Source organism: Sphingopyxis bauzanensis, assembly GCF_002205675.1.
Classification (GTDB): Bacteria; Pseudomonadota; Alphaproteobacteria; order Sphingomonadales; family Sphingomonadaceae; genus Sphingopyxis; species Sphingopyxis bauzanensis.
In genome coordinates this window covers 78,731-95,984 of record NZ_NISK01000003.1, presented here as the reverse complement: position 1 = coordinate 95,984, position 17,254 = coordinate 78,731, and the positions used below count along the sequence as shown (strand labels likewise).

18 protein-coding genes, 1 tRNA gene and 1 other RNA gene are annotated in these 17,254 nt (G+C 64.6%); 3 read left to right on the top strand and 17 right to left on the bottom strand.

Annotated elements, in window-relative coordinates; genetic code table 11:
* The first annotated feature begins 60 nt into the window (after positions 1-60).
* A complete protein-coding gene (locus CDQ92_RS11790) occupies positions 61-276 on the top strand; it encodes a DUF4170 domain-containing protein (protein WP_088441622.1) in 216 nt (71 codons plus the stop codon).
* Positions 277-366: 90 nt separating this feature from the next.
* On the opposite strand, the gene CDQ92_RS11785 is transcribed toward CDQ92_RS11790, so the two are convergent.
* From CDQ92_RS11785 to CDQ92_RS11770, 4 genes are all read right to left on the bottom strand, one after another.
* Positions 367-645: an ETC complex I subunit gene (locus CDQ92_RS11785; protein ID WP_088441621.1), complete on the bottom strand. Its 279-nt coding sequence runs from the start codon at positions 643-645 to the stop codon at positions 367-369.
* Between the two features lie 69 nt (positions 646-714).
* On the bottom strand, positions 715-3,177 hold the full coding sequence (gene hrpB, locus CDQ92_RS11780) for an ATP-dependent helicase HrpB (protein WP_088441620.1): 2,463 nt from the start codon (positions 3,175-3,177) through the stop codon (positions 715-717).
* Entirely contained in the window at positions 3,177-3,557 is a 381-nt protein-coding gene (locus CDQ92_RS11775) for a DUF1801 domain-containing protein (RefSeq protein WP_229667615.1), read from the bottom strand. The genes hrpB and CDQ92_RS11775 overlap by 1 nt, the downstream gene beginning before the upstream one ends.
* 146 nt (positions 3,558-3,703) lie before the next feature.
* On the bottom strand, positions 3,704-4,717 hold the full coding sequence (locus CDQ92_RS11770) for a polyprenyl synthetase family protein (RefSeq protein ID WP_088442213.1): 1,014 nt from the start codon (positions 4,715-4,717) through the stop codon (positions 3,704-3,706).
* Positions 4,718-4,825: 108 nt separating this feature from the next.
* Between CDQ92_RS11770 and CDQ92_RS11765 the strand changes: the two genes are divergently transcribed.
* Positions 4,826-5,110, top strand: a complete 285-nt coding sequence (locus CDQ92_RS11765) for a chorismate mutase (RefSeq protein ID WP_088441619.1) — start codon at positions 4,826-4,828, stop codon at positions 5,108-5,110.
* A complete protein-coding gene (locus CDQ92_RS11760) occupies positions 5,107-5,802 on the top strand; it encodes a glutathione S-transferase N-terminal domain-containing protein (protein WP_088441618.1) in 696 nt (231 codons plus the stop codon). Before CDQ92_RS11765 ends, CDQ92_RS11760 begins: the two co-directional genes overlap by 4 nt.
* A 52-nt stretch (positions 5,803-5,854) precedes the next feature.
* Here the strand turns inward: CDQ92_RS11760 and CDQ92_RS11755 are convergent, their stop codons facing one another.
* The 13 genes from CDQ92_RS11755 to CDQ92_RS11695 all read right to left on the bottom strand — a co-directional run bounded on the left by CDQ92_RS11755 (position 5,855) and on the right by CDQ92_RS11695 (position 17,059).
* Positions 5,855-6,760, bottom strand: a complete 906-nt coding sequence (locus tag CDQ92_RS11755) for an OmpA family protein (protein ID WP_088441617.1) — start codon at positions 6,758-6,760, stop codon at positions 5,855-5,857.
* Between the two features lie 161 nt (positions 6,761-6,921).
* On the bottom strand, positions 6,922-8,226 hold the full coding sequence (locus tag CDQ92_RS11750; protein WP_088442212.1) for a sensor histidine kinase: 1,305 nt from the start codon (positions 8,224-8,226) through the stop codon (positions 6,922-6,924).
* Between the two features lie 113 nt (positions 8,227-8,339).
* Positions 8,340-9,005 carry a response regulator transcription factor gene (locus CDQ92_RS11745; protein ID WP_088441616.1) on the bottom strand — a complete coding sequence of 222 codons (666 nt, stop codon included), beginning with the start codon at positions 9,003-9,005 and terminating at the stop codon, positions 8,340-8,342.
* Between the two features lie 116 nt (positions 9,006-9,121).
* The gene (locus CDQ92_RS11740) at positions 9,122-9,430 is read right to left on the bottom strand and encodes a hypothetical protein (RefSeq protein WP_088441615.1); all 309 of its coding nucleotides are present in this window, start codon (positions 9,428-9,430) and stop codon (positions 9,122-9,124) included.
* Positions 9,431-9,517: 87 nt separating this feature from the next.
* A tRNA-Val gene (locus CDQ92_RS11735) sits at positions 9,518-9,592 on the bottom strand.
* A 189-nt stretch (positions 9,593-9,781) separates the two neighbouring features.
* On the bottom strand, positions 9,782-10,054 hold the full coding sequence (locus tag CDQ92_RS11730) for an HU family DNA-binding protein (protein ID WP_088441614.1): 273 nt from the start codon (positions 10,052-10,054) through the stop codon (positions 9,782-9,784).
* A gap of 167 nt (positions 10,055-10,221) precedes the next feature.
* Positions 10,222-12,618 (bottom strand): endopeptidase La, encoded by a 2,397-nt coding sequence (gene lon, locus CDQ92_RS11725; RefSeq protein ID WP_088441613.1) that lies wholly within the window; start codon positions 12,616-12,618, stop codon positions 10,222-10,224.
* Positions 12,619-12,741: 123 nt separating this feature from the next.
* Positions 12,742-13,077 carry a YbaB/EbfC family nucleoid-associated protein gene (locus CDQ92_RS11720; protein WP_088441612.1) on the bottom strand — a complete coding sequence of 112 codons (336 nt, stop codon included), beginning with the start codon at positions 13,075-13,077 and terminating at the stop codon, positions 12,742-12,744.
* Positions 13,074-14,777: a DNA polymerase III subunit gamma/tau gene (locus CDQ92_RS11715; protein ID WP_188682452.1), complete on the bottom strand. Its 1,704-nt coding sequence runs from the start codon at positions 14,775-14,777 to the stop codon at positions 13,074-13,076. Before CDQ92_RS11715 ends, CDQ92_RS11720 begins: the two co-directional genes overlap by 4 nt.
* Positions 14,778-14,781: 4 nt before the next feature.
* A complete protein-coding gene (locus tag CDQ92_RS11710) occupies positions 14,782-15,348 on the bottom strand; it encodes a hypothetical protein (protein WP_088441611.1) in 567 nt (188 codons plus the stop codon).
* 44 nt (positions 15,349-15,392) lie between these two features.
* Positions 15,393-15,490, bottom strand: an RNA gene (gene ffs, locus CDQ92_RS11705) — signal recognition particle sRNA small type.
* 142 nt (positions 15,491-15,632) lie between these two features.
* Positions 15,633-15,971 carry a 2Fe-2S iron-sulfur cluster-binding protein gene (locus CDQ92_RS11700; protein ID WP_088441610.1) on the bottom strand — a complete coding sequence of 113 codons (339 nt, stop codon included), beginning with the start codon at positions 15,969-15,971 and terminating at the stop codon, positions 15,633-15,635.
* Positions 15,968-17,059: a cysteine desulfurase family protein gene (locus CDQ92_RS11695; protein WP_088442210.1), complete on the bottom strand. Its 1,092-nt coding sequence runs from the start codon at positions 17,057-17,059 to the stop codon at positions 15,968-15,970. Before CDQ92_RS11695 ends, CDQ92_RS11700 begins: the two co-directional genes overlap by 4 nt.
* Between the last annotated feature and the right edge of the window lie 195 nt (positions 17,060-17,254).

Sequence of the window (17,254 nt, the reverse complement as noted above, 5' to 3'; positions counted from 1 at the left end):
CGTAGCGGCGCCGCGCTGTTAGGGGCCGCGCCTTCTCCCCGACCCGCAAGGACAGCAGCCATGAGCAAATTGCATCTCGTGTTCGGTGGACGCGTCAGCGATCCGCAGCGCACCGACTTTGTCGACCTCCACAACCTCGACGTCGTCGGGCTGTTCCCCGACTATAAGTCGGCGGAAAAGGCTTGGCGCGCCGCGGCGCAGCGGACGGTCGACGATGCCGAAATGAAATATGTGGTGGTGCATCTGCACAAGCTGTTGCAGCCGGACAGCGAATAATTTCGTCGCCCCCGCGAAGGCGGGGACCGCAGTCGGCTTTGCGCTACATCTCTAGCGACCCCCGCCGTCGCGGGGGAGACGGATAGTCCTTTACCGGAAATTGTCCGCGTATGCCTGAATCTTCAGCGTCCGTACCGGCGGTGCAATCACCTCGACATCGATCCCGTTGCGCTCCGCATAAGCCACCGCTTCGGCCTGACTCGCAAAGCCGAGCCGGATCTGCCGCTGCGTATCGCCGCTGCCCGCCCAGCCCATCAGCGGATCGGGCTTGCGCGCTTCAGCCGGAGCGAATTCCAGCATCCAGCGCTGCGTACCGGCGCGCCCCGACTGCATCGCATTTTTGGGTTTCTGGAAAATGCGCGCTTTCATCGGGACAATCCTGCTTCGGTTGGTTTCCGTCGCCTTAGCGGGTTGGCGGCGCCGCGAAAAGGGCCAACGTTATGCCCCGTCGCGCCGCGCCTGCGCAGCCTTGGTCATCAAGGTCGGGCGCGCATTGGCGGGGTCATCGGGCCAGCTATGCTTGGGGTAACGACCACGCATCTCCCGCGCCACATCGTGCCAGCTGCCACCCCAAAAGCTGACGAGGTCGCGCGTCGTCTGGATCGGGCGGTGCGCGGGTGAGGTCAGCGCGAGCACTAGCGGCACCGGCGGATCACCGATCACCGGATGGCGCGCCAGCCCGAACAACTCCTGTACCCTGACGCTGACCGTCGGACCGCCGTCGGCGCCATAATCGATCGGATGGCGGCTGCCGACCGGAGTGAGATAACCGGCGGGGGCATGTTTTTCGAGCAACTGCCGCGCCGACCAGTCGAGCAGCCCCATCAGCGCGTCGGTCAGCTTGCGATCGCCGATGTCGCGCAGCCCGCGGCATCCCGCGAGCAGCGGCGGCATCCAGATGTCGAGGCTGTCGGCGAGCGCCCCGGTGGACAGCGTATCGATGCCCGCAAAGGTTGCGCGTTGGCGCAGCGCCTGCGCCGCCGGACCCCAGCCGATCAGCCCCAGCCCCTTGTTGCGCACCGCCGCCAGCCGCAGCGCGATGTCCTCCTCGACATTGTCGCTGCGCCCGGCTTGCCCGCTGGTCAGCGCGATCGCGCCGAGCCGCCGTTCGCGGCGGTGATCGACGCGGTCGCTGACGGCGTCATAACTGCTCGCGGCGTGCGCGACGATGCGGTCGGCGAAGATCGCCTCGACCTCGGCCTGCTCGATTGGCGCCGCGGCGAGGATGCGGACCCCGGCAGCATGGCCCTGCGCGTCAGCGATCGCGAGCCATTCGCTACCGCCAAGCGGTTCGACCGGGTCGATGCGGTAGGCGCGGCCGCCGACGCTGAGATATTCGCCGCGCTGCCCCGCCCGCTGGCGCGCGACGCGGTCGGGCCACGCCGTGGCGATCCAGCCGCCGATCGAGCGCGGTGCCACATCATCGGTCCCTGCCGCCAGCTTGTCGCCGATGCTCGCGAGCCGCCGTGCCAGCCGGACCGCGCCTTCGCTGCGTTCGCCGCGCTGCCCGCGCCAGCGCCCGAGCCGCGCGTCGACATCGACGCCGCGCCCACCGAGCCCCGCTTCGGTGAGCAGCACCGCGAGCCGCCCGGCCATCTCCCCTTCCCCCGCGCGCGCCGCGTCGAGCAGCATGTGTGCAAGCGGCACCGGCAACGGGATCGCGGCGAGTGCCTTGCCGTGCGCGGTGATGCGCCCATCCTCGCCAAGTGCACCGATCGCTTGCAAGCGCGTTTTGGCATCTGCAATCGCGGCTGGCGACGGCGGATCGAGCCAGCCCAATTGGCGCGGATCGATAATCCCCCAACTCGCGCAGTCGAGCACCACGGGCATCAAGTCATTCTCGTGGATTTCGGGCGGATCGAAAGGCGGCATCCCCGCGGTCGCGGCGGCTTCCCACAAGCGATAGGCAACCCCCGGCCCCTGTCGCGCCGCGCGCCCGGCGCGCTGCGTTGCCGACGCCTGGCTGGCGCGTTCGGTGACGAGCCGGGCAATCCCCGCCGCCTTGTCGAAGCGCGGCCGCCGCGACAGTCCGGCATCGATGACGATCCGCACGCCGTCGATGGTCAAGCTGGTTTCGGCGATGCTCGTCGCGAGGATCAGTTTGCGCCCGCCATCGGGATCGCGGACGAGCGCCTTGCGCTGCAATGCCGGGTCGATCTGGCCGTGCAGGCGGTGGACGACGAGCGGCAACCCGGCCGCCTCGACCGCCACCGCGGCACGCTCGATGTCGGCGGCGCCCGGCAAGAAACACAGCATATCACCGTCGGCCTCATCGGACATCGCCTGCCGCACCGCGCCCAGCACGCTAGCCTCCAGCCGATCCTCGGCGCGGCGGCCGATATTGCGCAGGTCAAGCGGGAATATCTTGCCCTCGCTGCACAAGACCGGCGCATTGCCAAGCAGCGCCCCGAACCGCGCGCCGTCGAGCGTCGCGGACATGGCGATGAGCCGCAGATCGTCGCGCAAACCCTGCTGCGCATCGATCGCTAAAGCCAGCGCGAAGTCGCCGTCGAGGCTGCGTTCGTGGACCTCGTCAAACAGCACCGCCGACACGCCGGTGAGTTCGGGATCGGCAAGGATGCGGTTGCGGAACAGCCCGGGCGTCATCACCAGCAGCCGCGTCGCTGCCGACTGCTTGCTGTCGAGCCGCGTCGCATAGCCGACCCTACCGCCGACCGGCTCGCCCATCTCGTCGGCAATCCGCTCCGCCGCGGCGCGCGCCGCCAGGCGGCGGGGCGAGAGCAGCCAGACGTCGCCGCTGCACCACGGCTGGGCCAGCAATGCGGGCGCCACGCGCGTCGTCTTGCCCGCCCCCGGCGGTGCCACAACGACGGCATTGGGTTTGAGCACCAGTGCTGCCATGATGTCGGGCAATACCTGATCGATCGGCAGCGGCTGCATCAGGTGCGCGCCGCCGGGTTGCCAAGTTCGATGTTGAGCCGATACGCCTCGGCCGCCAGGCGGGCGACCTGTTCCGCGGTGACTTCGGTTACTTCGGTCAACACCAGATTGCCGAGTTCATATTTGCCGCTCGCCTTGATCCGCGGTTCAACGTCGCGCAGCCGCTTGCCCCGCCAGAAGCCGAGCAGCACGCGCTGCTCCTCGGCGCGGATCAGCATGGACGGGCCGTTCGTCATAAAGACGAGGTTGGTCCATTTGATCGTTTCTTCGAAGGGCGCGGCAGCCATGATGGCGGCCCGCATCATCCGGCAACGCTCCAACTGCCAGCCGGATAAAGCGGCGATATAGGCGTCGGGTGTTTCCGCAACCGGACCCATCATCGACAAATCCGTTCCTCCCAAATAACCCCTCCCCTTCAGGGGAGGGGTTGGGGTGGGGTAGGCCGATGGACCCCACCCGCTGCGACTAAGCCAGCAAGCTGGCAAGTCTCGCTGCCCTCCCCTGAAGGGGAGGATTGATTCCGATACTAATAAGCCCGCGCGATGGCGAAGGCGACCGCTTCGGTCAGCGCCGCTTTGGCCTGGCTGGCGCGAAAGCCGCCGATCGCGTCAACCGCGCGCTGGCCATAATGCCGCGCGCGCGCCAGCGTGTCTTCGATCGTGCCATGCTTGTGGAGCAGGCGGGTGGCGTGCAGCAGGTCTTCGTCCGCGGTCCGGTGACCGGTGATCGCGAGCTTCCAGAAGTCGCGCTCCTCGGTGCTGCCGCGCGCATAAGCGAGAATGACGGGCAGCGTGACCTTGCCATCGCGGAAGTCGTCGCCGACCCCCTTGCCCATGGTTTCGGCGTCCGAGACATAGTCGATCGCATCGTCGACGAGCTGGAAGGCTATCCCTAAATTGCGGCCATAGGCGTCGAGCGCGGCTTCGGTCGCCTCGTCGCGTTCGGCCACGACTGCGGCGATCTTGCACGCCGCGGCGAACAGCTCGGCGGTCTTGGCGTTGATGATCGCCAGATACTGGTCTTCGCTCGTCTCAATGCGGCGCTGCGCCGACAGCTGGTTGACCTCGCCCTCGGCAATCACCGCCGACGCGCGCGACAGGATCTTGAGCACTTTGAGCGACCCGTCCTCGACCATCACCTCGAACGCGCGGCTGAACAGGAAATCGCCGACCAGCACCGACGCGCTGTTGCCCCAGATCAGGTTCGCGGTCTTGCGCCCGCGGCGCAGGTCCGATTTGTCGACGACATCGTCATGAAGCAGGGTCGCGGTGTGGATGAATTCAACCGCCGCGGCGAGTTTGCAATGGCGACGACCCGGATAGTCGAGCAGCTTGCCGCACGCGAGCGTCAGCATCGGCCGCATCCGTTTTCCGCCGCCCGCAATCAGGTGACCGGCGAGTTCGGGGATCAGCGGCACTTCGGATTGCATGCGGTCGAGAATGACCGAATTCACCTCGTTCATGTCGGCGGCGACGAGCGCCATCATCGGGTCGAGCGAGGGGGGCCGGTCGCCGTGGAGCTGGTGGATTTCGGCAGTCATGATGCGGCGAGCCTTGGCCGTGCGGCCGCCATTTTGCAACGACTTTCGGCTTGCATGAGCCCCCTGCCCGGTGCCAAGCGTGCCGCACGCAACAGGAGCCGCGCACCCATGGACGACCAACTGAGCCGCTTTCGCCAGAGCATCGACAATATCGACGCGGCGCTCGTCTATATGCTCGCTGAACGGTTCAAGGTGACCAAGGCGGTGGGCGAACTCAAGGCGCGCGAAGGCCTGCCTCCCGCAGATCCCGGCCGCGAGGAACGGCAGATCGAGCGGCTGCGTTCGCTGGCGCGCGATGCCGATCTCGACCCCGAATTCAGCGAAAAGTTCCTGCGCTTCATCATCGAAGAAGTGATCCGCCATCACCAGCAGGTGCGCGAGGCGGGCGCGTGAGCGCGGCGCACCCCATTTTCGCCCGCTGGCCCGCGCAACACCCCGATCGGCTCCAACTTTTTTCCGCCCCGACCCCGAACGGCGTCAAAGCGGCGATCATGCTCGAGGAAACCGGGCTGCCCTATGAGGCGCACCGGATCGACATCATGGCGAACGAAAGCCACGACCCGGCGTTTCTCGCGCTCAATCCCAACGGCAAGATCCCGGCGATTTATGACCCCTATGGTCCCGGCGGCACGCCGCTCGCGCTGTGGGAGTCGGGGGCGATCCTGATCTATCTCGCCGATAATAGCGGCCAGTTGCTCGCGGCTGATCCGGCCCGACGCTATGAGACGATCCAGTGGGTGATGTGGCAGATGGGCGGCGTCGGACCGATGTTTGGCCAGCTCGGTTTCTTCCACAAATTCGCCGGGCGCGAATACGCCGACAAGCGTCCGCGCGATCGTTATGCGGCGGAATCGGCGCGATTGCTCGGCGTCCTCGACGCGCGGCTCGCCGATCGGTCGTGGGTGATGGGCGATGACTACAGCATCGCCGATATTTCGTTGCTCGGCTGGGTGCGCAATCTGATCGGCTTTTACGAAGCCGCCGAGATAGTCGGCTTTGACCGTTTCGCGCATGTCCAGCGCTGGCTCGACGCCGGGCTGGCGCGGCCCGCGGTGCAGCGCGGGCTGGTGGTCACCGCCGCCTGAGCCTGTCAATGCGCAACCGGGAACGGGTTCGACCCGCTCCCGGCGCGTTTAATTACATGCCGTCGAGACCCTTGCTGACCAGCACATTCACCGCGACGCGGCGATTCATCGCCTTGCCTTCGGGGGTGCTATTGTCCGCCGCCGGATCGGCTTCGGCCATGCCGGTCGGGGTCAGCATGCGATAGGGTTTCCAGCGGCAGGCCTGCTGGAGGTGGTTGACGACGCGGCCTGCGCGCTTTTCGCTCAGTTCCTGATTGATTTCCTCAGTACCCGTGGAATCGGTGTAGCCGACGACCAGTAGCAGGGCGTTGTCCATCGCTTCGGCCTGGGTAGCCGCGGCGCAAAGGTCGGCTTTCGCTTGCGATGACAACACCGCCTTGCCCGTGTCGAAGTTCACGTTGATCGTGCTTTTGACGTTATATTGATCGATATCACCAACGCGGCTGCGCAAGGCTTCGGTCGCCGCGGTCTGTTCGGCAAAGCGCTGGTCAGTGCCGGTGCGGATCATCGATGCGGTCCGCAGATCCTTGCTCTTGAGATCGACTTCGCTAGCCACCAGGCCGCCGTCCCATTGCAGGGTATCGACGGTGACCGGCAGGCCATTAAGCAGCGAATCCGCCGCCAGCTTGTTGCTGTTCAGGCCCAGGAAGCCGCCCTTGGACTTGATCTTGGTATAATCGGCAATCGCGATGATAGTGTCAGTACCATCGGCGGTGCGAACCCGCATCCGGCCGTCGCTGCGCGCCGAGATGATGCCTTCGACCTGCGGCCCCTTGGTCATCTGATCGGGTGTCGGCAGCGTGCCATAGACGGTCGCCATGACGTCGCCGTCGGCGGGAGCCTCCTGCGGCGGCTCCTGCGGCGGCTCCTGCGACTGTGCCGCAAGGCTGACGGGCGCGGTGCCGGCCAGCATGGCGAGCAACAAAAATGTTTTTGGTCTTTTGGAAACGGTAAGCATGACCCTACTCCTTCAATGAGCCGCCCCCGCGAGTTCCCGTCGCCCCTTCTGGCAAGTGTCGGCGCCCCGCAAGACGGGACATTCAGTTGCGTGGACAATATGGGCGGATTGTGCGGTGAACCGATGGGGAGTGCCCGAAACGGCCCGAGTTTTCAGGCACTCTAGCCCGCGGGCAGCCGCAGCCGCACCAACAGCCCGCCCAGATCCTCGCTCTCTTCGAGCGCGATGCTGCCCCCGTAAATTTCGGCGACATCGCGAACGATCGCCAGACCCAACCCGGTCCCCGGCTTACCGCTGTCGAGCCGGACCCCGCGATCAAAGATGCGGGTGCGATCGGCGGGGGATATCCCGGCCCCGTCGTCCTCGACGAGTATCTCGGCCATTGCGCCGTCGCGCTGGATCGTCACAAAGACGCTGCCGCCGCCATATTTGGCAGCGTTTTCGAGCAGATTGCCGACCAGTTCGTCGAGATCCTGGCGCTCGACCCGCGCGACCAACTGCTTGTCGCCCGCCGCGTCGAGCCGCACCTTGGGATAAAGCAGCGCCACCGCGCGAGTCACACTGTCGACGCTTTCGCGGACATTCGCGCGCGCCTGCGCCGCGCCGCGGCGTCCGACGGCGCGCGCGCGCGCCAGATGATGCTCGACCTGCCGCTGCATCGTCGCCGCCTCGCGCCGTACCGTTTCCGCAAGCAGCGATGTCTGGCTGGTAGCGCTGTTGAGCAGCACGGTGAGCGGGGTTTTGAGGGCATGGGCGAGATTCCCGGCGTGCAGCCGCGCTTCCTCGGCCTGCTTTTCGTTATGCGCGAGCAGCGCGTTGAGCTCATCGACCATAGGCTGCACTTCCAGCGGCAGCGGCGCGTCGACCCGCCGATTCTGCCCGCCGCGCATCGCCGCGATCGCGCGCCGGATATGACGCAGCGGCCAGAGGCCATAGAAGGTCTGGAGCGCGGCGAGGATCAGGAGGCCGAGGCCGAGCAACGCCAGGCTGGGGATCAGCGTCGCGCGCACCGCACCGACCTGTGTGTCCAGTGCCTCGCGCGATTGGGCGATCTGGTACCGCCAGCTGACCTTGCTGCCCGGCAAGATGACATTGCGTTCGAGCACGCGCAGCTCTTCGTCGGGGAACTGGTTGCTGTCATAGATATGGATTTCGTCGTCGATATGCGGGGTCGGCGCCTTCAGCGACCGTTCCCACAGCGAGCGCGAACGATAGGGCTCCTGCGTTCCGCCGCTGATCTGCCAGTACAGGCCGCTGTACGGTTCAAGAAACCGCTGGTCGCCAAGCGGTTCGACCAGCCGCACCTCGCCATCCGGGCCGATTTCGGACGAACGGATCATCGCGATCAGCACATATTCGAGGCTGGAATCGAAATTGCGGGTGATCGCGCCGGTCAGCACGCGGTCGAGCGCAAAGCCGCCGCCAATCAGCAGCACCGAAATCCACAGCGCCGCAATCGCGATCATGCGCCGCGCGAGCGATCCGGTGATCCGGCTGGTCAGCGCGACCGGCTTGTCCACCGGTTCGCGGGCTGTCACGCCTGTCGCACTGGGGTCCATATCGGCCATGGCCGAACGGTTCAGCCCTGCGGATCGTCGAGCTGGTAGCCCAGACCGCGGATCGTGGTGATAATGTCGGCGCCCAATTTTTTGCGGATGCGCGTCACGAACACTTCGATCGTGTTCGAATCGCGGTCGAAGTCCTGATCATAAATATGTTCGATCAATTCGGTGCGCGACACGACCTTGCCCTTGTGGTGGAGAAGGTACGAAAGCAGCTTATATTCCTGCGCGGTCAGTTTCACCGCTTCACCGGCGAGCGTGACGCGGCCCGAACGTGTGTCGAGGCGCACCTGACCCGCGGTCAACTCGCTCGACGCATTGCCCGCGGCGCGGCGGATCAGCGCGCGCAGGCGGGCGATCAGCTCTTCGGTCTGGAACGGCTTGGCGAGATAATCGTCGGCGCCGGCATCAAGCCCCGCAACCTTGTCCGACCAGCTGTCGCGCGCGGTGAGCACCAGCACCGGGAAATTGCGCTTCTCGCGGCGCCAACGGTCGAGCACGGTCAGCCCGTCAATCTCGGGCAGCCCGAGGTCGAGGATCGCGGCATCGTAATTTTCGGTCGAGCCAAGGAAATGGCCATCCTCGCCGTCGGTCGCCAGATCGACCGCATAGCCAGTCGATTCAAGCGTCGCCTTCAGCTGCGGGCCGAGGGTGGGTTCGTCTTCGACAATCAAGATCCGCATTCGGACGCCTTTCCTTTGCTGACCGGTCGCACCGGCCGCATGTTTCGACTGTGTATCAAGTCCGAACGATCATCGCAAAATGTCGTTGCGCCCGGAACTTCGCCATTTTCAGATTATCAGGGTTTGCGACCGACGATCCGGCCGGTGCGGGCATCGACAAAAACGACGACCACCTGGCTGCCGTCCATGAACTTCAGCGCATAGATCATGCGGCCCGCATCGAACTGCGGCCCGCCCAGATATTCCATCTCGCTATACGGCGCGCGCGAACGCACGTCGGCGATCAGCCGGTTGAGCGGAATGACCTGCCCCTGCGCTGCCGCTTCGCGCAGATGATCCTGATCGCGATTGCCGCGCGCGGCCGCAGGCATGGCCGCAGTGAGCAGCAAGGCCAAGATGAGCGAGAAGGTCAGGGTGGGGGTCATGGCCGTCTCTCTAATGCAAAGGCATTGAATAGGCGATGAATGGTCCGGTCAGGCGCGGTTTCACTTCCACACTGTCCGATCGAGCCATGGTGGGCGCGGCAGGGATTGAACCTGCGACCCCACCCGTGTGAAGGGTGTGCTCTACCACTGAGCTACGCGCCCGTCCGGGTCCGACCGAATGGCCGACGCCCGAAAGCCGGACGGCCATAGCCGCTGCACCGATGAATGCAACGCCGATTTCGCCGAACCCACCGAGGGAACCAACGCGCTCGTCGAAACTACCGCCCCGATGCAAATCAGGCCGCAGCTTTCGCCGCGGCCTGAAATATTCCTACCCAAAGGGCTGGCCAATCAGTTGACCGCATCCTTGAGCGCCTTGCCGGCCTTGAACTTGGGCTGGTTCGACGCCGCAATGGTCATCGTTTCGCCGGTGCGCGGGTTGCGACCGGTCGATGCCTTGCGCTTGCTGACGGCGAAGGTGCCGAAACCAACGAGACGAACTTCGCCACCCTTTTTGAGCGAACCGGTGATCGCTTCGAACACGGCTTCGACGGCTTTGCTCGCGTCACCCTTGGTCAGGCCGCTCGAGTCAGCGACGGCGGCGATCAGGTCTTGTTTGTTCATGCCTAAGGAACCCCTGCTTTTGGTTGATTGAATGATTCATGGTCGTGCCATGGGGCGCCACTAACGCCGTTTCGCCCTGCCTTGTCAAAGCAAAAAAGGGCGAAAACGGCGGATAAACGACGATTTTGCGACGAAAAGCGGGGTTATGCGCCGCCAATCAACCGGGGTCAGTGGCGAATCGTTGTCTCAGGGTCCGATCCGGGGACATGCGGCGGCGACGCGGCCAGTTCGTCGGCCTCGGTCCACTCGATCGGGACGATCGGGCTGACCAATGCGACCGCGAGCACCTCATCGACATGGCTGACCGGAATGATCTTCAACCCCGTCGTGATGTTCGCCGGGATTTCGACCAGATCCTTTTCATTTTCTTCAGGAATCAGCACGGTCGTGATGCCGCCGCGCAGCGCCGCGAGCAGCTTTTCCTTCAAGCCCCCAATCGCCAGCACACGGCCGCGCAGCGTGACTTCGCCGGTCATCGCGACATCGCGGCGCACCGCAATCCCGGTCAGGGTCGAAATCATCGCGGTCACCATGCCGACACCCGCCGACGGGCCGTCCTTCGGCACGGCGCCTTCGGGCAGATGGATATGGATGTCCTTGCGCGCGAACAGGCTGGGCTTGATGCCATAGCTGGGCGCGCGCGCTTTCACGAACGACAGCGCGGCCTGCACCGACTCGGTCATCACTTCGCCGAGCTTGCCGGTGGTACGCACCTGCCCCTTGCCCGATGCGGTGACCGCCTCGATCGTCAGCAATTCTCCGCCGACTTCGGTCCACGCGAGTCCGGTGACGGCGCCGATCTGATCCTCCAAATCGCCCATGCCGTGGCGATATTTGCGCACGCCTGAAAACTCGTTGAGATTTTCGGACGTGACGGTGACGCTTTCGGCCTTGCCCTCAAGAATACGGCGCAGCGCTTTGCGCGCCAGCCGCGCAATCTCGCGCTCCAGCGTGCGGACGCCGGCCTCGCGGGTATAATAGCGGATCAGGTCGCGCAGACCTTCGTCGGTCAGCGTGAATTCGCCGTCCTTCAACCCATGCGCCTCGATCTGCTTGGCGATCAGGTGCAGCTTGGCAATCTCGACCTTCTCGTCCTCGGTATAGCCTTCGAGCCGGATGATCTCCATGCGGTCGAGCAGCGCCTGCGGCAGGTTCAGCGAGTTCGCAGTGGTGACGAACATGATGTCGCTGAGGTCGATATCGATTTCCAGATAATGGTCCTGGAATTTGCCATTCTGTTCGGGGTCGAGCACTTCGAGCAGCGCCGACGCCGGATCGCCGCGAAAATCCTGGCCCAGCTTGTCGATCTCGTCGAGCAGGAACAGCGGGTTCATCGTCCCCGCCTTTTTGAGGTTGGTGACGATCTTGCCCGGCAGCGAGCCAATATAGGTGCGGCGGTGGCCGCGAATTTCGGCCTCGTCGCGCACGCCGCCCAGCGACTGGCGGATGAACTCGCGCCCGGTCGCCTTGGCGATCGACTTGCCGAGGCTCGTCTTGCCGACGCCCGGCGGACCGACGAGGCACAGGATCGGCCCCTTCAGCTTGTTGGTGCGCGCCTGCACCGCCAGATATTCGACGATGCGGTCCTTGACCTTTTCGAGCGCATAATGGTCATCGTCGAGCACGGCCTGCGCCGCGGCGATGTCCTTTTTCAGTTTCGACTTCTTGCCCCACGGCAGGCCGATCAACGTGTCGAGATAGTTGCGGACAACGGTCGCCTCGGCCGACATCGGCGCCATCGCGCGCAGCTTTTTCAACTCGGCGTTTGCCTTGGTCTTGGCCTCTTTCGACATCTTCAAGCCGTCGATTTTCTGCTGCAATTCGGCAAGGTCGTCGCCGCCCTCACCATTGTCGTTGCCCAGCTCGCGCTGGATCGCCTTGAGCTGCTCGTTCAGATAATATTCGCGCTGGCTCTTTTCCATCTGGCGCTTCACGCGACCGCGGATCTTCTTTTCGACCTGCAATACGCCCAGCTCGCCTTCCATGAAGGCGAACACCATTTCGAGCCGCTTCGACGGCGTATCCTCGACGAGCAGCGCCTGCTTGTCGGACACCTTGATGTTGAGATTGCCCGCCACCGAGTCGGCGAGGCGCGAGGCGTCGTCGATCTGCGACAGCTGCACCGCGGTTTCGGCAGGCATCTTCTTGTTGAGCTTGGCGTAATTTTCGAACTGATCGACGACCGAGCGCATCAACGCGGCGGTATCGACGCTGCCGTCGACGGTGTCGTCGATCGGCTTGACGCTCGCCATCACCGTCTTGTCGTCGTTGGTCAGCGCAACCAGCTTGGCGCGTTCCTTGCCCTCGACCAGCACGCGAACGGTGCCGTCGGGCAGCTTCAAAAGCTGAAGCACGGTGGCGATCACGCCAACGTCATACAGGTCATCGCGCTGCGGATCGTCCTCGCCCGGATCGAGCTGGGCGACGAGGAAGATTTCCTTATCGGATTCCATCGCGGTTTCCAGCGCAGCGACCGAACGGTCACGGCCAACGAACAGCGGCACGATCATGTGCGGGAAAACGACGATGTCGCGCAGCGGCAAAAGCGGAAAAGATTGCGTCATTGCGGCTCCTGGACAGGCGCCACGACCGGACGCTCCGCCCTTCTTATAGGGTGTTGATCGCTAATATGGCGTAACTTGGCGCGCATTCAATGTCGCTGCGGTGAACAGCGAAGGCAAAGCCGCTCAGAACGGCAGCTTGAACCCCGGGGGCAGCGGCAGGCCGCTCGTCATCTTGCCCATTTCTTCGTTGCTGACGCGGTCGGCCTTTTCGCGTGCGTCGTTGAACGCGGCGGCGAGCAAATCCTCGAGCATCTGCTTGTCCGACGGCACGATCAGGCTGTCGTCGATATTGATCGACTTGATCCGGCCCTTGGCGCTGGCAAGAATCCGCACCAGCCCGCCGCCCGACACGCCCTCGACCTCGACACTGTCGAGCTTCGCCTGCGCCTCCTGCATCTGCGCCTGCACCGTGGCCGCAGCTTCCTGCGCCGCCTTCATCATTTCTTCGATCGATTTCATGGATTGGACTTATGGCGATTGTCGGCGGGGTCTTCAAGGCTGGCGTCGGGAAAAGCCGCCAGCGCGGCCTTGACGACCGGCAACTCGCGGATCCGCGCCTCATTGTCCGCAGCGGTCGCGGCGCGCATTTCCCCAAGGCTGGGCCGCGCATCGCCCTCGCCCGCGCGGACATTCCAGCGGCTGCCAGTGGCGGCGAGCAGCGCATCGCCCAGATCGCGCGGGAACGTCGCGGACAGCGCCGGGACGGCGGCAAACACCAGCTGGCCCGGTTCGAGTTCGATGACCCGCAGATGATCATGCACCTGCACTGCGAGGCGGTGATTGCCGCTGCTTTCGAGCAATTGGTGAATCTGCGCGATCGTCAGCGATGTCGCGGGAAGCTCGGTGGCGGGTGCCGCCTCTGCGACGGCTGCGGCGGCAGCGGTTTCCTGTCCTGCAGACGCTGGCGGCGCTGCGAGCGGCATCGTCGGCACGCGCCCCGATTCCAGCAGCTTCGCCAGCTCTCCCGGATCGGGCATCGACGCGGCATAAATCACCCGCAGCAACAGCATTTCCAGATGCTCGAGCGGATTGTTCGCGCGCAGCACTTCGTCATGGCCCTTGAGCAGCAACTGCCAAAGTCGGTTGAGCGGCGCGAAACCGAGCTTCTGTGCCCAATCGCCGATGCGTTCGCGATCCGCCTCGGCCAGCGCGGGGTCGTCGTGGCGCGACACTTTGGCGAGCGTCACCGCATGGGTCAGGTCCATCAGCCCGCGCACCATCGCGACCGGCTCGATGCCCAGCGCATATTGCGCGCGCGCCAGGTCGATTGCGGCGGCGCTATCGCCGTCGAGGATCGTCGTCATCAGCTGCGCAATCGACGTGCGGTCGGACAGGCCGAGCATGACGCGCACCTGATCGGCGCCGATTTTGCCGCCGCCATCAAGGTCGGCATGGGCAATCGCCTGATCGAGAATCGACAGGCCGTCGCGCACCGACCCTTCGGCGGCGTTGGCGATCAGCCAGATCGCGGGCGCCTCGGCCTCGATGCCCTCTTTCTGCAAGATCGAACTGAAATGGCTGAACAGCATGTCGGGGGTGATCCGGCGCAGGTCGAAACGCTGGCAGCGCGACAGCACCGTCACCGGCACCTTGTTGACCTCGGTCGTCGCGAATAGGAATTTGACGTGCGGCGGCGGTTCTTCGAGCGTTTTCAGGAGTGCATTGAAGGCGTTACGCGACAACATATGCACTTCGTCGATGATGTAGATCTTGTAGCGCGCCGACACCGCGGCGTAGCGCACCGCCTCGATAATTTCGCGCACATCATCGACGCCGGTGTTCGACGCGGCGTCCATCTCGATGACGTCGATATGCCGGCCTTCGGTGATCGCGCGGCACGGTTCGCACACGCCGCACGGATCGATCGTCGGCCCGCCCTGCCCGTCGGGGCCGATGCAGTTGAGCGCCTTGGCGATCAGGCGTGCGGTCGACGTCTTGCCGACCCCGCGCACCCCGGTCATCAGAAACGCATGCGCCAGCCGGTCGCGCGCGATCGAATTGCCGAGCGTGCGGACCATCGCATCCTGACCGATCAGTTCGGCAAAGGTTTGCGGGCGATATTTGCGCGCGAGGACGCGGTACGGGCCGGATGACGGGGGCGCCGGCGTGTCCGGCGCCTCCACGCCCGAGGCCGCAAAGATATCGTCTGAATCCGTCACGTCGTTAAAGCACCCTCTTGGTCTTGGTCAATTTGGCGCCGTCTAGAATATGCGGCGCAGCGAGGACACGGTCATCGTCCGAAGCGTCGACGTGCGAATCCTCGACGATCTCGCAAGTCGCTTTACCAAGAGACCTTATGACCGGCGGCTCCGTCGTCAGCACTTCGACGCAATCCCAATCTGTCACGATCATCCACGACCTGTCGTCAGCGAATGCAAAACTGATCGGCGATTCTTGCGTCCACCTGTGACCCTTTACTCGGAACATCGCATGATTGGGTCGCTCGAGCGACCACAGCTCGGTCAGGCTGTGCTCGTCCAGCACGCGATATGCAACGACGCTCGGAAACAGCAGTTCAAAAACTTCTGCCTTGGAATAACTGAGTATCTTCACCGAAAGTGCGATGTCTGACGTCGTATCGGAATTCACGGAAAAACGACGATACCGCCCATCCTCCATCAACTTTGTCGCACTCAATCCGCCGTCGAGATATGATAGGCGCAGGATATGCAGATCGTCGTCGGCACAGTCCGTTGGCCATGCTTCGAAAGAGACATCGGAATCGCTCATGGTCCCGTCTTAGGGGTCATGCGCGATCTTGTCGAAGGAGGAAATTGGGTGGGAGCCGGAACGACCCGCGGCGAATTCGTTGCGGCTGCTTCCTTCCGGACCTGACCGGGTTGGCGAAGACCACGTCCGCCCGACTCCCGCGGCGCATATGGCGGGGGATGGGGTGAAATGCAAGCATGGCCCGAACCATCCCCATCATCATCCCGGCGAAGGCCGGGATCTCGCCGGTGCGGCAGGAAGCGAGGTCGAGATCCCGGCCTTCGCCGGGATGACGAGGGTTGGGTTCAGCGCGGCCCCTGCATATTGCGGCTTTCGCCCGGGATGTGCACGGTCAGCCCATCCATCGCCTCTGTCAGCAAGATCTGGCACGCGAGACGGCTTGTCCGCCGCACCCCGGCGGCAAGGTCGAGCATATCTTCTTCCATCTCGGTCGCGGGCGGCAGACGGTCGAAATCCTCTTTGGCGACAATAACGTGACACGTCGAACAGGCCATCTGGCCTTCGCACGTCCCCTCCAACGGCATCATATTCGCCTGCGCTACGTCCAGCAGGATGCTGCCCGGGTCGACCTCCGCCTCGGTACGCCCCTTGCCGTCGGCATGGATGAAGGTGACGCGCATCAATTGACCCCCTGCAATCGCGCGGCGTCCTTGATCGCGGTCAGCCCGGCGCGGAGTTCCTGTTCGCTGGTGTAGCGCCCCCAGCCGAGGCGGATCGACGCGCGTGCATCGGCTTCGCTCACCCCCATGGCGCGCAGCACATGGCTGACCTTACCCGATCCGCTGCCGCAGGCGCTGCCGAGCGAGAAGGCGATGTTGCGAGCGTCGGACATCAGGCGCAGGCCGTTCACGCCTTCGCGCCGGATGTTGAGGTTGCCGCGGTAACGCGCATCGACGGCGCCGTTGATCGTCCATTCGGGCAGCATGTCGCGCGCCAGCGACCATAGCCGTTCGATATGCGCGGCATCTTCGTCTAGCCGCTCGGCGGCGAGCGCCGCGGCGGCGCCGAACCCGGCGCACAGCGCGGGCGAAACAGTACCCGAGCGCATTCCCTGCTCCTGTGCACCGCCGAACATCAGCGGCGGCAGGTCAATGCCATCGCGAATCCACAGCGCACCGATGCCTTTCGGGCCATGAATCTTGTGCGCAGATATAGCGATCAGGTCGGCGCTTTCGGGAATGAGCACGCGGCCATAGCCTTGCACCGCGTCACAGAGCAGCAGACTGTTCTTCGCATGCGCAGCAGCGGCGAAATCGGCGACTGGCTGGATCGTCCCGACCTCGTTGTTGACCAGCATCGCCGCCACGATCCCATTTTCGGGGATCAGTGCGGGGTCGGGGGGCAGAGCGACGCCGTCACTGTCGACGGGCAGAACGGTTGCGTGCAGTCGCTCCAGACATTGCAGCGATGCCGCATGTTCGATACTCAATCCCGCCACGCCGCCCGGCATGATCTCGGCGCCGCGCAGCAGCGCCCAGTTGAGCGCCTCGGTCGCGCCCGAGGTGAAGAACACGCGGCCGCCCTTCGGCAATAGCGCCGCCACCTGATCACGCGCCACCTCGACCGCAGCTGCCGCGGCGCGGCCGCCTTTGTGCGTGCTCGACGGATTGGCGAAGCCATCGCCCTCGCCCGGCCCTACCAGCCAGCGCAGCATCGCCGCGCGCGCTTCGGAGGCGAGCGGCGTCGTGGCCTGGTAATCGAGGTAAATCATGCGCGGCATCTGCCCCTAAATCCCGTTCTTGTCGAGCGCAGTCGAGACACGAACGGAAACGAAAGAATGATTGGAACGCGCCTTATTGCGAGCGATTCGCAAAAGTTGCATGTTGAGACCTATTTTCTATATAGGCGCCACCTTCGCTCCGCCACCCTGCCACTCCGGCGATTCGGCGGTCAGCCGCAAAAGATA

Bases quoted from the DNA above. Each gene is read 5' to 3' on its own strand.
- CDQ92_RS11775 (WP_229667615.1), bottom strand. From the start codon at position 3,557: ATGATGGGTCCGGTTGCGGAAACACCCGACGCCTATATCGCCGCTTTA.
- CDQ92_RS11755 (WP_088441617.1), bottom strand. From the start codon at position 6,760: ATGCTTACCGTTTCCAAAAGACCAAAAACATTTTTGTTGCTCGCCATG.
- CDQ92_RS11770 (WP_088442213.1), bottom strand. From the start codon at position 4,717: ATGACTGCCGAAATCCACCAGCTCCACGGCGACCGGCCCCCCTCGCTC.
- CDQ92_RS11790 (WP_088441622.1), top strand. From the start codon at position 61: ATGAGCAAATTGCATCTCGTGTTCGGTGGACGCGTCAGCGATCCGCAG.
- CDQ92_RS11695 (WP_088442210.1), bottom strand. From the start codon at position 17,059: ATGATTTACCTCGATTACCAGGCCACGACGCCGCTCGCCTCCGAAGCG.
- CDQ92_RS11710 (WP_088441611.1), bottom strand. From the start codon at position 15,348: ATGAGCGATTCCGATGTCTCTTTCGAAGCATGGCCAACGGACTGTGCC.
- hrpB (WP_088441620.1), bottom strand. From the start codon at position 3,177: ATGCAGCCGCTGCCGATCGATCAGGTATTGCCCGACATCATGGCAGCA.
- CDQ92_RS11740 (WP_088441615.1), bottom strand. From the start codon at position 9,430: ATGACCCCCACCCTGACCTTCTCGCTCATCTTGGCCTTGCTGCTCACT.
- CDQ92_RS11765 (WP_088441619.1), top strand. From the start codon at position 4,826: ATGGACGACCAACTGAGCCGCTTTCGCCAGAGCATCGACAATATCGAC.
- lon (WP_088441613.1), bottom strand. From the start codon at position 12,618: ATGACGCAATCTTTTCCGCTTTTGCCGCTGCGCGACATCGTCGTTTTC.
- CDQ92_RS11720 (WP_088441612.1), bottom strand. From the start codon at position 13,077: ATGAAATCGATCGAAGAAATGATGAAGGCGGCGCAGGAAGCTGCGGCC.
- CDQ92_RS11785 (WP_088441621.1), bottom strand. From the start codon at position 645: ATGAAAGCGCGCATTTTCCAGAAACCCAAAAATGCGATGCAGTCGGGG.
- CDQ92_RS11745 (WP_088441616.1), bottom strand. From the start codon at position 9,005: ATGCGGATCTTGATTGTCGAAGACGAACCCACCCTCGGCCCGCAGCTG.
- CDQ92_RS11750 (WP_088442212.1), bottom strand. From the start codon at position 8,226: ATGATCGCGATTGCGGCGCTGTGGATTTCGGTGCTGCTGATTGGCGGC.
- CDQ92_RS11730 (WP_088441614.1), bottom strand. From the start codon at position 10,054: ATGAACAAACAAGACCTGATCGCCGCCGTCGCTGACTCGAGCGGCCTG.